This is a genomic window from Gammaproteobacteria bacterium, from assembly GCA_013697705.1.
In the GTDB taxonomy this organism is placed as follows: Bacteria; Pseudomonadota; Gammaproteobacteria; order UBA6002; family UBA6002; genus UBA6002.
Window position 1 is genome coordinate 37,958 of record JACCWJ010000027.1, and the last position, 16,980, is coordinate 54,937.

The following is a 16,980-nucleotide window of genomic DNA, read 5'->3' on the forward strand; positions in this document are numbered from 1 at the left end:
CCACTTTAGGTGCGAATAGATACCTCTTATGAATCCTTAAGTGAAGCTGAGTATAATACTGGATTGAAAAAAAATGACAACCAAGAAATTTTTGTGGCGACAGGGAAAATTCCCGAGATTTACTGTCGCTTCGGTTACTCCAAAATATCCTTCATAATTTCTTCATTACGGCCATACAAGTCGTCAAAACGTTCGATATCATCCTCGCCCAGATATTCTCCAATCTGTACTTCTATGATTTCTAAAAGGGTATTAGAAAAGTTGGAAAGCCTATGCTTGGCTCCCTGAGGAATATAGGTCGATTGCGAAGAATAAAGCACGAGGTGCTCATCTCCATTAATGATAGTGGCAGTTCCGCTTACTACAACCCAATGTTCTGAACGATATTTATGACGCTGTAGCGACAAACTGCAACCCTCCTTTACTATCAGCCGTTTTACCTTGTAGTTAGGGAGGTCAATCAGCAATTCATATGCGCCCCAAGGACGATAGACATTATAGTGTGATGAAGCCTCGACTCTATTATTAATAGTGAGGCGCTCTACAATTTTTTTGATTTCTTGGCTCTGATCTTTGCGAGCTATTAAAATAGAGTCTCGTGTTTCTACAATAATACAGTCTTCCACACCTACTGCAGCTACAAGCCGGTGGGAACTCTTAATATAACAACCCTTCGTCCCCTCCGTTATTACATCGCCCTCAATGACATTGCCATCCTCATTTTTGGTCTTTAGATCATAGATGGATGACCATGACCCTATATCTGACCAAATAGCATCCACGGGAATGACGACGGCTGATTGCGTTTTCTCCATAACCGCATAGTCTATGGATAAAGAGGGGCACGCAGAAAAGCTTGGATGAATATAAATCACTCCCGACTTTTCGTTTTGTTTTTCGTAACTTTTTGAGCAGATAGCAAAAATTTCAGGCGAATGTTCTTGCAGCTCAGCCAGATAAGCACTAGCACTGAACAAAAACATACCTGAGTTCCACAAACAATTTTTTTCTTTATAATAGAGCTCAGCTAATTTCTTTTCAGGCTTTTCAATGAACTCTGCTACCTTGAATGCTTTCTGGTCTAATAGCCCCTCGCGCAACCGAATATAGCCATAACCTGTTTCCGGCGCTTTAGGCACGATGCCAAAAGTAACCAAGTAGTTATCGTTGGCTAAAGATTCAGCCGTACGCACCTTCTCTATAAAGTCATTCTCATTTTCAAAACTAAGATAATGATCGGCGGGCATAACAAAAAGTAGTGCATTTTCATCCTTCTTTCTCGCTTCAAGAGCGCAGAATGCAATCGCTGGGGCAGTATTCCTGGCAACAGGTTCGATAATGAATTTTGCAGAGTTAATGCCAATGTGCTTTGTCTGTTCTGTGACCTGAAAATGATATTCTTTGTTATAGATAATAATTGGCGGCAAGGCTGAAATTTTGTTGCAACGCAGTAGAGTTTCTTGCAGAAGTGTATGATCTCCCACAATATTCAAAAGTTGCTTGGGTGACGAAGAACGAGAAAGCGGCCATAGTCGACTTCCTGTCCCGCCCGCAAGCACAACGGGTGTTATAGTATCCATATTTATCATCCCTAATAAAACAGTCATGGGCAAACCCAAAACATGGGGAAGTGTAACAAAAATATTTTTTTATACAAAAGGATTATTGATTAGAGGACTCCTTTTTCTCTAATTCTTTTGCACTACGAACCTCCACATAATGTAAGAACCATACTTGAGCGATGAGGATAAATAATGCGCAACTCGCCAAAACAAACATCAGGGCAAAGTGATTATTTTTGATATTAAGAAATATTTGATCTGAAGCAATATTGGCTCCCAAAAAGCCAAACACCGCTCCCACGTAGAGTTTAAAAAATTTAACGTGGGGCATAAGAATAATGATGCCTAAGATGCCAATAATTGTTCTTTCACTTCTACAATAAATACATTCTTCCACAAGCCCTGTGAGATCTAAGGCCCAAGTGGTCACGCTAATTAAGATGGAAATAAGACCGACGGTAATGATGAGTTTTGTTCCCATAATTCTCTACCTTACGCTTCTTGCTTAGTTAAATAATAGTACAAGTTTGCAGACTTAAATTGATGCTAGCCTTAAGGCGCAGTTAAGCCTTATAACCTTAAATTACTGTATAAAATGGCCAATAATGGGTATCATTTTAGGTTATAAATAAACTTACCTGGGATTTTAATGAAACTGTTCACAGAGCAAAATAACAATGGTTTACATATAGCTATAACCACTCTAAATGAAGGGGGAAACATAGCATCAATTGCTAACGCCATGCTCACTCAGCTTCAGGCTGACCCCAGAATAGCAAGTGAAATAAAAGACATCCGCAGGGAAGATAGTGTTTATAAATTATTTTTGCATTCTGCGGATGTCATCAATACAGAGATAAATTTCCTGTGGGTAGTTTACGAAGTTATGATGGCCAACAGCTTCGATGTAGAAATAAACCATGGCTCTCTCACTTCAGCTATAAGAGCTTTAAGCCGCACATACCTCTGCAATTTACCACTCAAAGGTTTAATCACCTTGCCTGAGCTAGGACAACTTGATGAACTAAATGATAAACCCCGCTATTTGCTAGAGGACTCTTTATTAAAACAGGGGCAAGTGGATAACATTGAAGCCACAAAATTACATTCACTTTTACTTTTACTTGGTGCGGTGGAGATTACAACTGAAGGAGAGGAGCAGTTAGTCATCAAAAGAATGGCGGAATGGTTATTTGTCGCTTATATGCGCAGCGTCTTTCATTGCTCCAACTTATTTGATTTAGTTGCTCCCATTAAGGCGGTAACGGCAATCCGGCAAATGTTAATGCCACAAGAAAGTGAAACTGTTAGCATAGAGGCACAAGAAAAACTTTTTGATATGCATCATGTTAGCAATGCAATTTTTGAATATTATAATGCTCAGATTCAACGCTATGGATATGAAATACTAAAACATAGCCTTAATAAACCCGAATCTAAAGACGTCAACCATCTCTTTATGCACGCCCTTTATATTAGAAATGATATTGCGCTATTGACTTCCTTACTGCAAAAACAATGTATGAATATTGAATACAAACTGGGTGATGAAGAAATAACATTATTGCAATTTGCATTTAAGATGAATAATCCTGAAATTGCCTGTGAACTTTTACTCCATAAAGCCAATTTATTTGCTGTCTCAAAAGAAATGGACTCGGCCCTTTATTATTTAATGCAAAATATAGCCAAAAAAAATAAAACACGCGAGCATGAGGAAGACACGCAGCAATTAGTAGATATTATATTTAGTGCTGATGGGATAACTCCAGAAAAAATATTACAATTATATTCTCACGTTTATAAAGCTCTCCCTTTGACGCCAGAAATGCTTAGCAGATTTACGCTAGCCAATCTTCAGGCGTATATTTCAAACCCAGAGAATTTCTTGCGGCAACTGATTACTCATCCCAGTGACCCGCTGAGGTTACAAGCGTTTTGGATATTATATCAATCAGAATTCGGGCCCACCTGCGGCTCATTCCTAATGACACAAAGCCACTCTGCCCAAGCTAATCATGACGCTATTTTGTGCTTAATGAATATGCATGCTTCTAATCTGTTTAATACGATAGGCAATCGTGCTTGGTTTACCCAAACCAATCACTCTAGTACAGTTAAAATAACGACGCATTTGGATACAATTATTGAGTCGAATAAGCCGCTAGCGTTTAGTATTTTAAAAAAATATAAATACTCCAAACATAAAATTATAACCGATTCTATCTTCGATTCCTTTTTGGAGATCCGGGTTATCAATACAGAGGCTGTCAGCAAGGAAGAAGCAAATTACTCCTTAACCTATGTGCTTGCCACATGTCCTGCACGAGAGCTAGCCTCTTTCATTAAAGAAACCAAACTGCCTGTTAGTTTAATATGTGAATATGGAAACTTAAGTCTCTTAAGAATTACAATGAGCCAAGCGAATTTAGTTAAATATTTCAGCCTTTATAAAAAGCAATCCCACCACTACAGTTCGCGTAGCGAAGAAACTGACAAATACAATTCCGCACTACAAGTAATGACCAAACGTAAGTTAACAGTTTTTGGTTCTTTTGCTGCCAAACAGGTTGAAAATGCGATTAAAAATAATTTCAACCTTGCGCAGCGTAGTAAACAAAATCGCAAAAGACTATTTAAAAAATTACATGATGATATACCCCTCGTCTCAAAATCCATAGCAGAAAAAATTGAAACTTTCCCCCATGAATTCAATATGCGCGCTGAAGACATTCAAGCTGCAATGATTAATTTAGTCTCGAAGTTGTTAACGCTCGATTATGATGTTATGCATGCAAGCAAGCATTCGCCCGCCGTCATCGCAAGCGGTGTAATGCTATCCAATCATGATTTAGCAAATAAATTTATTTGCCATCTAGGAAAAACTAGCTTACATGACAAAATGTTCGGCAATGATAAATACGTTTATTTTGTTATGAATACACCAAATAAACCTTTTCCTGAAAAACTGGGTACTTTTTATGGTAATACCGTTTTTGTGCTCTCATTAATGAAATTGTTAGAGCTGGGTTATCAGCTATGGCTGAAAACCAGTGACTTATATAACTATGCCATTGGAAAAGTCCAAACGTTTACCATAGGGGAAACAAGGGTTGAATACAGTCATCATCTATCAGAAAATAAATTATCCAGTTATAGGATCACAAAATATATCGTAGACGGTAAGGCGAGAGAGGAGAGAATAAATATTGCGGATGAATCATTTGTCAATGGAGATATTGCAGCAGGGCTTGCGTGCGTACTTACTAATCATATTCAATTTCTCGATGCCAAAACGCAGTATGACCTCCTCATTCCATTCGCACCAGCCTATAAAAGCTTTGTTGAACAAAAAAACCCATGGTTAGATTCAGCAATACTAGACAAACAAATTCAATCTTTTCAAAATCAATCAATTAGTCAATTACATGATCTAATTCCAGCTTGTGAATTATCTATCGCAAGGGGAGTTAATTTGTCTGCTGAAGCTATTAAGTCAATACACTATATTGACCCTGAAATGGCCACAAAAAAACCTGAAATATCGCACTACTCACTCGTAAATGAGCTTTATTTAAGTATTGTGCAGCAACACAGTCCAGATAAAATAATTGCCTTGATTTCCAAACATCCTAATCAGGTAAATATTCGTCATGCCCTTTTTGATATTAGCCTATTAACAGCTTCAATGACGCATACATCTTATCCGGTCATGAAAGCGCTACTCTATCACGGCGCCTCACCACATCTGCTTTCTAAAATTAGCAAAAACTCAGCATACTTTACGCCTTTAATAAATTCCATCCTGCTGGACGATAAACAAGCGTTTGAAATTTTGTTGTCATCCAAAGCCAATCCCAACCAAATAATTTATCTTGATAACCATGGCAATAGCTCATCTGAATCTAACGATTCAATGAATCAACCCGTCACGGCTAAATTCATTGCTAAATTATTCGCTACCAGCCCTTACTTTGAAGAGCAATTAATAGAAGCCGCCCTTAGCGAAAAACATAGGGTCATATTTGTGGCCAGAAGCAAAGGTGAAAAAATATTATTTAGTAGGAGAGGCTCCCATCATGTGCCGTATGGCGAATGGGTATTACCTACTATTCAAGTACAGAACATTCAATCATTAACGTTTAGCTCACTTAAAAGAGATCTGGAATTTTTGCTGGGATATACCTTCAATGGACCTGACCCTTTACAGTTTAACCACAGGCAAAACGTAAGACTGGATTGTATTGATTGCAGTCACCACGTAACAGTAATTGAGGTTGATCTATCTAAATATGATGACACCATTCCTCCCTATAGTGATCACTTTGCTATGATTAAATGGTGCGATAACGCCACCGTGCACAAGGATAAAAAGATTGCCAGCCTTCCTATTCAAGAATCGCATTTATTGCTTGTTGACCCATCCTCATCGAATGTTGTCTTTGCTAAAAAGCTGCAAGCCGAATCGAATGGCCCCTATGCCTTGCATCATGCGATCATCAAAAATGACATGCTCACAGTAAAGGAACTGTTACAGCATCAAGGGTATGCAAATTGTAAGGTGACTATGCTTCATCCCGAAACCAAGGAATGGTTGCCCGGATGTACTCCATTAATTACGGCAACGCTGTATGCAAGTTCCGCCAATCACGCTGAATTGTTAGATTTACTCCTACCTCGCGGTGCAAATATTTTCATTAACAATAAAGTAGGTAAATCATTTTTTGATTACGCTCCACCCTTATTTTTGAATAGCCTTAGAAGCTGGCTCTCTAAAAACGATAATTCTCAATTTAAATCGCTTTTTGAGGCTTCTCAGCTATTTGCTAAGGATGATGACAATAACAATAATAAACTGCAAGACAACGCAGTTGCTGCAATTAACCAAATAAAATTAGGCTGACAGATTGATACACTATCACTAATATTTATTTTAAATTGGATTTAGTTTTTTAGACTCAAATGACTTTTTTAAATTATCCATAATGATATTCTTTTAGGTTTGACATATAATATCCGAGGACTGTAATGAAGCTGCGACACAATTCAAATAATGATCATTTTACTGTTACTATATCTGCTCAAAATGCACAAGAAGACATCGTTTTCTTGGTCGAATCACTACTGGAAAAGCTTAAGGGTGAACCCAGACTCGGCAACCAGATGCATATCTACTATTGGGGAAATGATAGCTTCATAATTAGTTTTGATATCCACGATCATATTCAAACAGAACTGGATTTTCTCTGGACTCTTTATGAATTGGCAATCGCCCACAAATTTGTTATTGAAATAAATGATGGCACTCTCGCTTCAGCGACCATTGATTTGAGCCATAAATATCTGCATGATCTAGTTGAGATACGCTTGATTACTTCTCTTGAACTCAACAACGCGAGTAATCTAGCGGTAAAACCAAGCTATGTATTAGCCGATTCTTTGTTGTCTTCTGAGCCGAACTCAACGGAAGCCACCAAATTACATCAATTAATTATATTACTTGGAAACGCAAGTCTTACAGCTAACCAAGATGAAAGTCTTAAAACCAAGAGAATGGCAGAATGGCTATTTGCTGCTTATATGCGCACAATTTCTCATCCAAGCTTTTTAAGCATGCCGCGTGTACATAAGTTAATTCGCAAAATCTCCCAAATGTTAACTCCGAAAGAAGACAGCCCACTTAGCTTACAAGAGCAAGAAAACCTTTTCAACATAGATAATATAAGCAACGCGATATTCGATTATTATCAAGTATGCATTAAATTGTGGGGTTATCATGAAGCTAAATTACATCTTAATAATCCAGAGTGTAGCAACATTAATGATTTATTTATGACCGCTCTTTATAAGAAAAATGACATTACCTTATTGACTAGCTTGCTTGATGAAAAATGCATAACTATTGAATACAAAGTGGGTGAAGAGAAAACCACCTTACTACAGTTTGCATTTATAATGAATAATCCTGAAATAGCATGTGAGCTTTTATCGCGCGGTGCTAATTTATTCGCCCTGTCAGATGAATTGCATTCAGTCATCTTTTATCTAATGAGAAATGCCAGAGGAACAGTTAATGACCCTAAGTTTTTTTATGACATCAAACAGCTAACTGACATCATTTTCTCGCAGAGTGCAATCACTCCTAAAAAAATATTGCAATTATGTTCTGACATTTATAGTTACCAGCCATTACCCCCGAAGATATTACAGCAATATACACTGTCAAACCTGAAAAAATTTGTGTTAAATCCCGAAAAATTTTTGCTTAAACTCCTAAGTGATCCTAACAATCGTTTATTACTGAAAGCAATGTGGCAATTATATGATGCAACATTTTCACTAGGCGCTAGAGCGCTACTATTTACTCTCACAATTAACCCGACGATTAATCATCAGGCTCTTCTTGCTTTGATGAAGTTCTATCCTGACAATGTATTTCACAACGTAATCAGCCCATTGTGGCTCAAAATACATAACACCTCAAACGTCCCTACTATAATGAATTATTTTGATCGAATTATTCATCAAAATCTACGCTTTGCATTTAGTGTTTTACAAAACTATAGATACGCGAAACACGATCTGATTAAAGAGTCTGCTTTTGTTTCGTTTTTAGAAATCCGAATTTCTGAAAAGGCATCGGAGAACCAGGCAGGGTCAAATTACAGTTTGACCTATGTTCTAGCGAAATGCTCACTATCAGAGCTAGAAAATTTTATTCACGCGGCCAAATTGCCTGTAGATTTTGTTCGATCTGAAGAAGGACTGTGTCTCATCAGAATAAAAATGCCTTTAAATAATTTAATAAAATATCTAAAGCTTTACCAGACACCGCCCCAGGTTCCATACACACCAAAAAACAAAGATGATGCTAGGCATGCATTACAAGTCATAACTAAACCGGCCTTATCATTTATTAGCTCTTACGCTGCTAGAAGAGTTGAACAGGCAGTAGGCAATGATTTTAAATTGATGGATTACAGTAAAAGAATCCCCAACGAGTTACAAATAAAATTAAATGCGAATATCCCCCTAGTTGCTAAAGCTGTAGCAGCCAATATGAAATTTATCCCCACCAACCGTGAAATACAAGCCAGTGAGATAGAGTACGCATTAAAGAACTTAGTATCTGAAATGAGAAAGATAGATTTTGATCTAATGCATGCTAGCAAACACCCAAAAGCAGTCATTGATAGCGGGTTTATTTTCTCTAATCGTGATTTAGCAGAAAAAATAATTAGTCACGACGGAGGCACTAGTGCTTATGACAAAATGTTTGGCAATGATAAATATGTTTACTTTGTTATGAATACCCCAAACAAACCCTTTCCTGAAAAATTGGATACTTTTTATGGTAACACTGTTTTTGTGTTATCACTTACAAAACTATTAGAACGCGGTTATCAATTATGGCTGAAAACAAGTGATTGGTATGGTTATCCCATACGAAAAGTTAAAACCCATACTATCGGCAATACCACTATTGAATATAGCCATCATATCGATGATGGTTTATCCTCCTGCTACATGATTGTGAAATATAAAATAGGGGGTAACCTTCAAGAAAAAAGAATTAAAATGGTAAATGAATCATTCATCAATGGGGATATAATCACAGGCCTCGCGTCGGTGCTCATAGATCATATAAAATATCTAGATCCAGAAACTCAGTATAGCCTTTTGAGCCCATTTCTGCGTGAATATACAGAATTTGTAAGGCAGCAACATCCAAGCATGTGCCCCATCGAAGCAGAAAATACTGCGCATGAACTCCAACAACAATCCATCAGTCAATTACATGAATTAATTCCAGCCTGCGAACTGTCTATTGCAAATCGCGTGAACTTGACGACCGATGTTATTAAACGAATAGAGTATATCGATCATTCCGTAGCAGATACACAACCTGCAATCACTTTCTATACGGCTATTAATAAAATATATGTAAGCATTGCCAAAAAACAAAGGGCTGAAAAAATAGTAAAACTGATCAACAAAAATCAACATATAATTAATATTCCACACGCTCTTTTTGACATTACCTTGTTAACAAAATCCATGATTCACAAAGCTTATCCTGTTATGGAATCTCTTCTTACCTCGGCGTCTGTGTTGCAACTTTCAAGGCTGAGAAAAGACTCCGGCCATTTCACTCATTTAATGAATTCAATTCTGCTGAATGATATGAACGCCATGAATATTTTGTTGTCCTCTCATACTGACCCCAATCAGGTTATTTATGTTGATAATAATGGCAACAGCGCTTCCCAACCTTCGAGATTATGGGACCAGCCAATCACTGCTAGCTTCATCGCAAAGTTATTTTGTTCTAGCCCTGAATTTGAACAAAAATTAGAAAATGCACGACTACCAGAAAGAAATTTACTTGTATTTGCGCCAAGAGCCAGCATTGATTCTTGCAACAAAATATTATTAGCTAGAAAAGGCTACAAAAAAGGCCAGGATCTTCTATCGCACGGTGATTGGGTCTTACCCGCCGTCTTGGTAGATAATATTAATGATTTACAACTCCACCAATTCACTAAGAACCTTACCTATTTATTGGATGTTGATTTCGATGACAGTATCCCAGTAAGCTTCACAATAAATTCAACCATGAAACTGGATTGTATTGATTGTACCTATAATGTGTTAGTCATGGATGTTGATCTATCAAACTATCATCACCATATCCCCTCGCACAGTGCCCACCTTGCGCAGATAAGATGGTGCGACCAAACAGAAATTGGCGAGAAATTGCTCGATGACATTCCGATTAAAGAATCTAACACAATGCTCCTAAACCCTTCTGCCTCTCCTTCTATTGTGTGTGAAAAATGGCAATTAGATCTAAATGGCCCTTATGCATTACACCAAGCAATTATTAAAAATGATCTGGAGAGCATTAAGCAATTGCTATCTCAAAATGTTTATTCTAATTGTAAGGTTTGCGTACTTCATCCAGAAACGAAAGCATGGTTACCTGGATCTAGCCCCTTGATTACTGCCACACTCTATTCGAAATCAGCACATTATTCTGAACTGCTGAACCTGCTTCTTAACTATGGTGCTGACATTTTCATTGAAAATAAATTAGGCAAAACGGTGTTGGATTATGCTTCGCCCTTATTTTTACAGGCCCTTAGGGAATGTCTAATTCAAAACAATAAATCTCACTATGAGCAATTGTTTTCTACTCCTAAGTCTGCTGTTGATGATAACAATAATAATAATCGCAAACGTCACGAGGGCAAAGATGAAGAAGAGGATGAATTAGAAATAGTAGAATTCAAAAGAATTAAAATGTAGCCAACTGCTTGCCTCAACTTCTGTGGTTAGATCTAGAATCTTAGCCTATTATTATTATGGTTTTACACAGAATGGAGAGTGACACCATGACAACATTGGTAGGAACACAAGATAATTTTGTTGATGCTTTATATCAACTATGCGAATTAGATTACGACGCTGTTGAAGCTTATCAAGCTGCTATCAACAGACTCGACCGTGAAGATTACAAAGGTAAACTTAATGAATTCAAAGCAGACCATGAACGACATATTCGTGAAATTCGATCACTACTTTCCAAACATCAAGCAGATGCTCCTGACAGTCCGAGTGCAAAGCATTTAGTTACCCAAGGCAAGGTAGTGCTTGCTAATTTATTTGGTGATGACGCCATATTAAAAGCAATGCTATCAAATGAAGTAGATACGAATACCGCTTATGAACGCTTAAATACGCGAGCTGATGAATGGGACGACGCCAAGGAAATACTCATGCAAGGATTATCAGATGAGCGCCGTCACAAAGCCTGGATCGAAAATACGTTATCCAGTAGCCAACGAAAAGCCGCCTAAAACTAATATTATTCAGTGCACGAGGAATTAAATATGAAAAAATTTATCTTTATTTTGGCTTTGGGGTTTACGGCTAACTCATTTGCATTGCCTAACCCAGCGGCAACAAATTGTACTGCTAAAGGTTACCAATATCTTTTAGTTAAAAATTCTGGCATTTGTATCTTTCCTGACAATTCATATTGTGAAGAATGGTCTTATTTAAGAGGTCAGTGTAGACCAGGACAAAATAAATTAAATATCCCTTCAAACCCCAGTGCACCTAAACCTCTTTACTAATAAAAAATCCCTGCTAAAGCAGGGATTTTTCCTTATCTACTAGAGATTAAGCGTCATAACTCTTTAATTCAGCTTGCATCTGATAAAACTTCTTCACGTACTGCTTAGTCTCCTGCGGCAAGTTTAACTGTTGCACACACGTCGCCGAAGGGTTTTTATTCAGGGCTTTTTGTACCCGTCCACCACCAGCATTATAAGCTGCCACCGCAAACTCCCAATTACCAAATTGTTTGTGGAGTTGTTTAAAATAATTTAAAGCGGCTGAAGTTGAAGGGCCTACTTGAAAACGATCACCACTTGAAATACCGTTTTCACGCGCTGTTGCTGGCATAAGCTGCCAAAGACCACCCGCTCCTTTAGGAGAAACTGCCTTGGTGTTATAGTGACTTTCAATCACTGGGATTAACGCTAACTCCTTGGGTAAGCTTAATTCATTCAATTTATTTGATATAAAAGTAAATTGGCTTTTTTGTTGACTTGTTGCCAATGCTTGTTGTAATTGGTTACCAGCAAATGAGCTTATGGAGTAGCCAAATATCACAGAAGGAATCAACACAAACTTTGCAAACTTACTTATTAAATTACTTTTCATAAAGACCCCAATTAGTTAGTTAACGAGCACTCACGCTAATCGTCCTAAAAGGCTGAGCGGATGTTCTAACTAGCTACAATGAGCTAGCTATTTCATACAACAGAAGTAATGATACGCGATGAATCTTAAGGGAACATTAATAGGTTCCTGGATATAGTTAATTTTAATAAAAATCTAACTAAATCAGTGATTTATTAGTTGTTTTTTATTTCCGGATTACAGGATAAAGGGCAAAAAGATGACAATAAATGTAAGCCTTTGCGGTGTATTTGGAGCGGTTTTTGACCTATAACGGCCGCTATTTGGCTGCCCCCGCGTGGAAATAACCTGAAGAAGGAGGGAAGACAACCCTGTTAATTTGAGGGTAGGAATGGTATTTTAGCGCTACTAACACTAGCAGCCACAAGTCGCAGACGACCGCAATGATCTAAGTTTTTGTTTGGTACCAGGCAATCCGTATATTTTTCGAATAATGCTATCGAAACATAAGCAAGTCATGGAAAAAAAAGACACACTTATTGATATTACATTAACTTTTGTATGCCTTTTGGTTATCTTTTGGCTGCATACAAAAACATTTATAAACTGGGACGTGGCCTGGCATGTTGAGGGAGCGGGACGCTTACTAAACGGAGGGACCTATCTAGTCAATATGTTCGACACCAATGCCCCCTTGGTATTCAGTTATTTTTTTCCAGTCATTTGGTTAAAGGGCATATCGGGCTTATCTTTTCCTCAATTAATTAACAGCTATATGGTAATAACAAATGTTATTCCCTTGTTACTCAGCTATCGCATTATTAACCAAACTTTTAATGATGATTTAATAAGAAAAAAATTTCTTTATTACACGGTTGTCTTTATTCTATTATTTCTGCCCGCCTTTAATTTTGGGCACCGAGAAATGATCTTAATAGAATTTTATTTACCTTATTATCTTAGCGCTATTTTCACAACCGCATATCAGAAAAATTTCAACAAGTGGCAAACATACCTCATCGCAGCATTAGGCGCCTATGGTATTGCCCAAAATATTTTCTATCTGTGTATTCCTGTACTTTTAGATTTATATAGCTACATCAAAGTAAAAAAAACCGCCCCCGGCAGCCTAATATTTTATTTGTCCACGATTGCTTTTGCATTGTTAACCATCTTTATATATCCAGAATACGTAAAATATATTATTCCGATGATATTACAATACGAAAGTGGCTTTAATTTTCCCTGGTCAGTGTTGCTTTTGGAGGTGCTCACGTTTGTCAGCCTAACAGCCATGGTCATAACCATTCTTAATTTTAAAAAATTTTGCAGCAATTATCATATAGTAATGACTTTTATTGCCGCATTTCTATCGCTGACTATTTATTTTCTTGAGCGTAAACTTTGGTATTACCATTTTTACCCAGCGCTTAGCTTCGTAGTACTTCTGTTAATTTTTATCATCCTAAAATTTTATGAAGAACTCAAAAGTGCTACCGTGAAAACAGGTAATTTAATCACGGTTTCCTTAGCCGCAGGCATACTCTTAACAATAATGATGACTCTTATCGGTTTTACCAAAGACGAATTATTTTTATTTAAAAATCCCAGTAGCGTAGAGAATAGATGGATCCATTATGCCGAGACACATTTCCTTAATAAAAAAGTGTTTTTCTTTGTTATTGAACTGAGACCTGCACACAGCCTTCCCCTTTACCTGGACAATAAAATTAAAATTGTTTCCCCGTGGTCTAATCCATGGATCTTGCCTTATATCATCCTCCATCAAACTAACATGTCACCTTCTCTCGTAAGAGACGTAAGTATGTTTCAAAACTTTACCACTCAGGCGCTTATTAATGAGCAACCCGATTTTTTGGTCATTGAAAATACGCCACAGGCACTCACTTACCGTTCGGGTCCTTTCAATTATGTAAGCTTTTTCATGCAAAATAAAAACTTTGTTGAATTTTTCAGGAATTACGAAATTTATGACCATTTTGACAGTTTCACGATTTATAAAAAATATAAGTAAAGAGCTACCCATAGCAAACGTGGTTACATTAATTAGAGTTATCATGGCTCTATTGGTGTTGTTAATTGTACAAATTAATCCTCTTACTAATTTAATTGCTATCTTTCTTATTCTTATCTTGATGTCATTAGATGCATTAGACGGATTCATCGCGCGCTCACTTAATGCCTCCTCTCTCAATGGCTCTATCTATGATATTCTTGCTGATCGAATTATCGAAAACATCTTTTTTATCTACTTTGCGTCTAACAACCTTTTCAGTGTCTGGTTTGCTCTAACATTATTGATTCGCGGACTGATTATTGACGCTGTAAGAACGATTTATGCAACCACTAAGACTACGCCCTTTAGCTGGCACAAAATTACCTGGGCTAAGTTTTTCGTAAATTCCAGGCTAAGTCGTGGCACCTACAACAGTTTCAAAATGATCACCTTTATTTGTTATGCTGGACTGCTCATGCCGCAGGGATATTTATTTACTCTAATTACTCATGAAAACATGAATCATTTAGCCCATTTGTTTTTATGGTTAACCGTTAGCATGGCCATCTTACGCACTATCCCAGTTATTTGGGAAGGACTTACTCGGAAGAGAATATAAAGGGACCAAATTTTATTATACGAGAGGTGGACATTGGAAATAGGGATTACAGGGATTGGCATCGCGAATCCTATTTATAAGCAGAATCAAGAAAGGGCAGTCGAGTTAGTTGGCAACCTATTACAACTTAATTCCTCTGAAAAAAAACTATTGAGAGCACTCTATAAATTTACTGGCATTAAGTATCGCTATAGCGTATTAGCGGATGCCTGTAAAATCCCGGGAGAATTTGAGTTCTTTCCTAATAATGAAAATGAAACATTTCCTACTACCGCCGCGCGCATGCAAATTTACAAAGATAATGCACTAACTCTCGCCTTAGTGGCGATTCAAAACTGTCTTATAAAAATTCAAGGTTTTAATAAACAAGATATTACTCATCTTGTCACAGTAAGTTGTACAGGCATGTATGCTCCGGGTCTAGATATTGAACTGGTGCAGCAGTTAGGCTTGAAGTCGAATACCAAACGCACCGCCATCAATTTTATGGGATGTTATGGTGCTTTTAATGGGATAAAAATAGCCGACGCAATTTGCAGGGCAGATAAACAAGCAAACGTACTAGTGGTATGCGTAGAAATCTGCACTATCCATTTTCAAAATAAAAAAGATTTAGATAATTTAACCTCCAACGCTATTTTTGCGGATGGAGCCTCTTGTGTATTAATACAAGGGGAACCGAAACAAAATAAATATTTAGGTTTGACTGCTTTTCATTGTGATCTTTTACCCAGTAGTCAGCAAGAAATGGCATGGCATATTGGTGATTCAGGATTTGACATGATATTAACTTCATATGTTCCAGAAGCCATTGCTTCAGGAATTCCTTTTTTTGTGAAGGAGCTCATGAAAAATTTAGAATTAACGTTAGAGGATATTGATTACTATGCCATACATCCCGGCGCCAAAAAAATTCTAAAGGCATGTGAAAAATCTCTCGGCATTAATGCACTGCAAAATAGATACTCTTATAATATTCTGGAAAATTACGGCAATATGTCTTCGGTGACAATTTTATTTGTATTAAACCTCATTTGGGAAGATATCAGCCTTCCAGAACACCATAATAAAACAATTTTCGGATGTGCATTTGGCCCCGGCCTTACCCTCGAATCAATGCTGTTGAAAACCCATTATGTTTAAAAAAACAAGGAGAGCTATTGTGGTTACGAACATTAAAACTAATCTGCCTATATATAAGGATAAAATCAAAGCTATGCATCTGGTGTCTAGTTTCTGGGACAATGTTTCCTTAGGGTGGCAAAAAATTTGGGGACCTCATATTCACCATGGGTTTTATGATGAGACGAAGAGCACTCCACTCGAGGCACAAGAAAAACTCATGGTCAAGCTCGCCCAGTTACTCGACATTCAACCCAAGGCCCAGATTTTAGATGTTGGTTGCGGCATGGGCAGCAGCGCTTTTTACCTAGCAAAAAATTTTAACGCCAACGTCAGCGGCATCACTTTAAGTCAAAAACAGGTATCAATAGCACAACGAGCGGCAGATCAGCAGAATGTAAAAAATGTAAACTTCAAAATTGAAGATGCTTTATCCTTGGCTAGCTTTAAAGACAACACCTTTGACATAGCATGGTCGTTAGAAAGTTGCGAGCAGTTTTTCGACAAGCAACAATTTATAAAACAAGTGGAACGAAAGCTAAAACTAGGAGGCAAACTGATGTTAGCCACTTGGTGTTCAGACCAAGAAGAATACAGCGAACAATTAGCTAAACGCTATCGCAAACTCTGCATTGCATTCGATTTGCCCTATATGCCTACCAGTACTCATTACACAGAATTACTGTTGGCGCAGGGTTTTAAAATTCATCACAATTTAGATTGGTCACACCAGGTAAAGGAAAGCTGGGAAGTGGGCACCTCGCTTTTGCAAGCATTGTCATTATTGAGGATAATCAAAATTGGAGGGTTGAGAGCATGGCGATTCGTAAATAGCGTCAGCATTATGCGAGACGCCTTCAATGATGGCAATGTAAAATATTGTGTTTTTGTAGCAGAAAAAATAACTAATTTCTCTACCTAAAGCTAAACTGTAACGCAAATTATTGTAG

At 37.4% G+C, this 16,980-nt stretch carries 11 protein-coding genes; 8 read left to right on the plus strand and 3 right to left on the minus strand.

Annotation, left to right across the window (positions count from 1 at the left end; genetic code table 11):
• Positions 1-134: 134 nt before the first annotated feature.
• The gene (locus H0U71_06605; GenBank protein MBA2654720.1) at positions 135-1,580 is read right to left on the minus strand and encodes a mannose-1-phosphate guanylyltransferase/mannose-6-phosphate isomerase; all 1,446 of its coding nucleotides are present in this window, start codon (positions 1,578-1,580) and stop codon (positions 135-137) included.
• A gap of 82 nt (positions 1,581-1,662) precedes the next feature.
• The gene (locus H0U71_06610; GenBank protein ID MBA2654721.1) at positions 1,663-2,043 is read right to left on the minus strand and encodes a hypothetical protein; all 381 of its coding nucleotides are present in this window, start codon (positions 2,041-2,043) and stop codon (positions 1,663-1,665) included.
• Between the two features lie 168 nt (positions 2,044-2,211).
• Here H0U71_06610 and H0U71_06615 point away from each other — a divergent pair, with 168 nt between their 5' ends.
• From H0U71_06615 to H0U71_06630, 4 genes are all read left to right on the plus strand, one after another.
• The gene (locus H0U71_06615) at positions 2,212-6,465 is read left to right on the plus strand and encodes an ankyrin repeat domain-containing protein (GenBank protein MBA2654722.1); all 4,254 of its coding nucleotides are present in this window, start codon (positions 2,212-2,214) and stop codon (positions 6,463-6,465) included.
• Positions 6,466-6,590: 125 nt separating this feature from the next.
• Positions 6,591-10,871: a hypothetical protein gene (locus H0U71_06620; GenBank protein ID MBA2654723.1), complete on the plus strand. Its 4,281-nt coding sequence runs from the start codon at positions 6,591-6,593 to the stop codon at positions 10,869-10,871.
• 86 nt (positions 10,872-10,957) lie between these two features.
• The gene (locus tag H0U71_06625; protein ID MBA2654724.1) at positions 10,958-11,422 is read left to right on the plus strand and encodes a DUF892 family protein; all 465 of its coding nucleotides are present in this window, start codon (positions 10,958-10,960) and stop codon (positions 11,420-11,422) included.
• A 33-nt stretch (positions 11,423-11,455) separates the two neighbouring features.
• On the plus strand, positions 11,456-11,701 hold the full coding sequence (locus H0U71_06630) for a DUF333 domain-containing protein (GenBank protein MBA2654725.1): 246 nt from the start codon (positions 11,456-11,458) through the stop codon (positions 11,699-11,701).
• A 46-nt stretch (positions 11,702-11,747) separates the two neighbouring features.
• Here H0U71_06630 and H0U71_06635 read toward each other — a convergent pair whose 3' ends face one another.
• Positions 11,748-12,293 (minus strand): lytic transglycosylase domain-containing protein, encoded by a 546-nt coding sequence (locus tag H0U71_06635; protein MBA2654726.1) that lies wholly within the window; start codon positions 12,291-12,293, stop codon positions 11,748-11,750.
• 496 nt (positions 12,294-12,789) lie between these two features.
• On the opposite strand from H0U71_06635, the gene H0U71_06640 reads away from it, so the two are divergent.
• The 4 genes from H0U71_06640 to H0U71_06655 are packed head-to-tail and all read left to right on the plus strand — an operon-like array spanning position 12,790 to position 16,952.
• Positions 12,790-14,307 carry a hypothetical protein gene (locus H0U71_06640; protein MBA2654727.1) on the plus strand — a complete coding sequence of 506 codons (1,518 nt, stop codon included), beginning with the start codon at positions 12,790-12,792 and terminating at the stop codon, positions 14,305-14,307.
• Positions 14,264-14,908, plus strand: a complete 645-nt coding sequence (locus H0U71_06645; protein MBA2654728.1) for a CDP-alcohol phosphatidyltransferase family protein — start codon at positions 14,264-14,266, stop codon at positions 14,906-14,908. The genes H0U71_06640 and H0U71_06645 overlap by 44 nt, the downstream gene beginning before the upstream one ends.
• A 33-nt stretch (positions 14,909-14,941) precedes the next feature.
• On the plus strand, positions 14,942-16,051 hold the full coding sequence (locus H0U71_06650; GenBank protein MBA2654729.1) for a type III polyketide synthase: 1,110 nt from the start codon (positions 14,942-14,944) through the stop codon (positions 16,049-16,051).
• A gap of 19 nt (positions 16,052-16,070) precedes the next feature.
• Positions 16,071-16,952 (plus strand): methyltransferase domain-containing protein, encoded by an 882-nt coding sequence (locus H0U71_06655; protein MBA2654730.1) that lies wholly within the window; start codon positions 16,071-16,073, stop codon positions 16,950-16,952.
• The last annotated feature ends 28 nt before the right edge of the window (positions 16,953-16,980 follow it).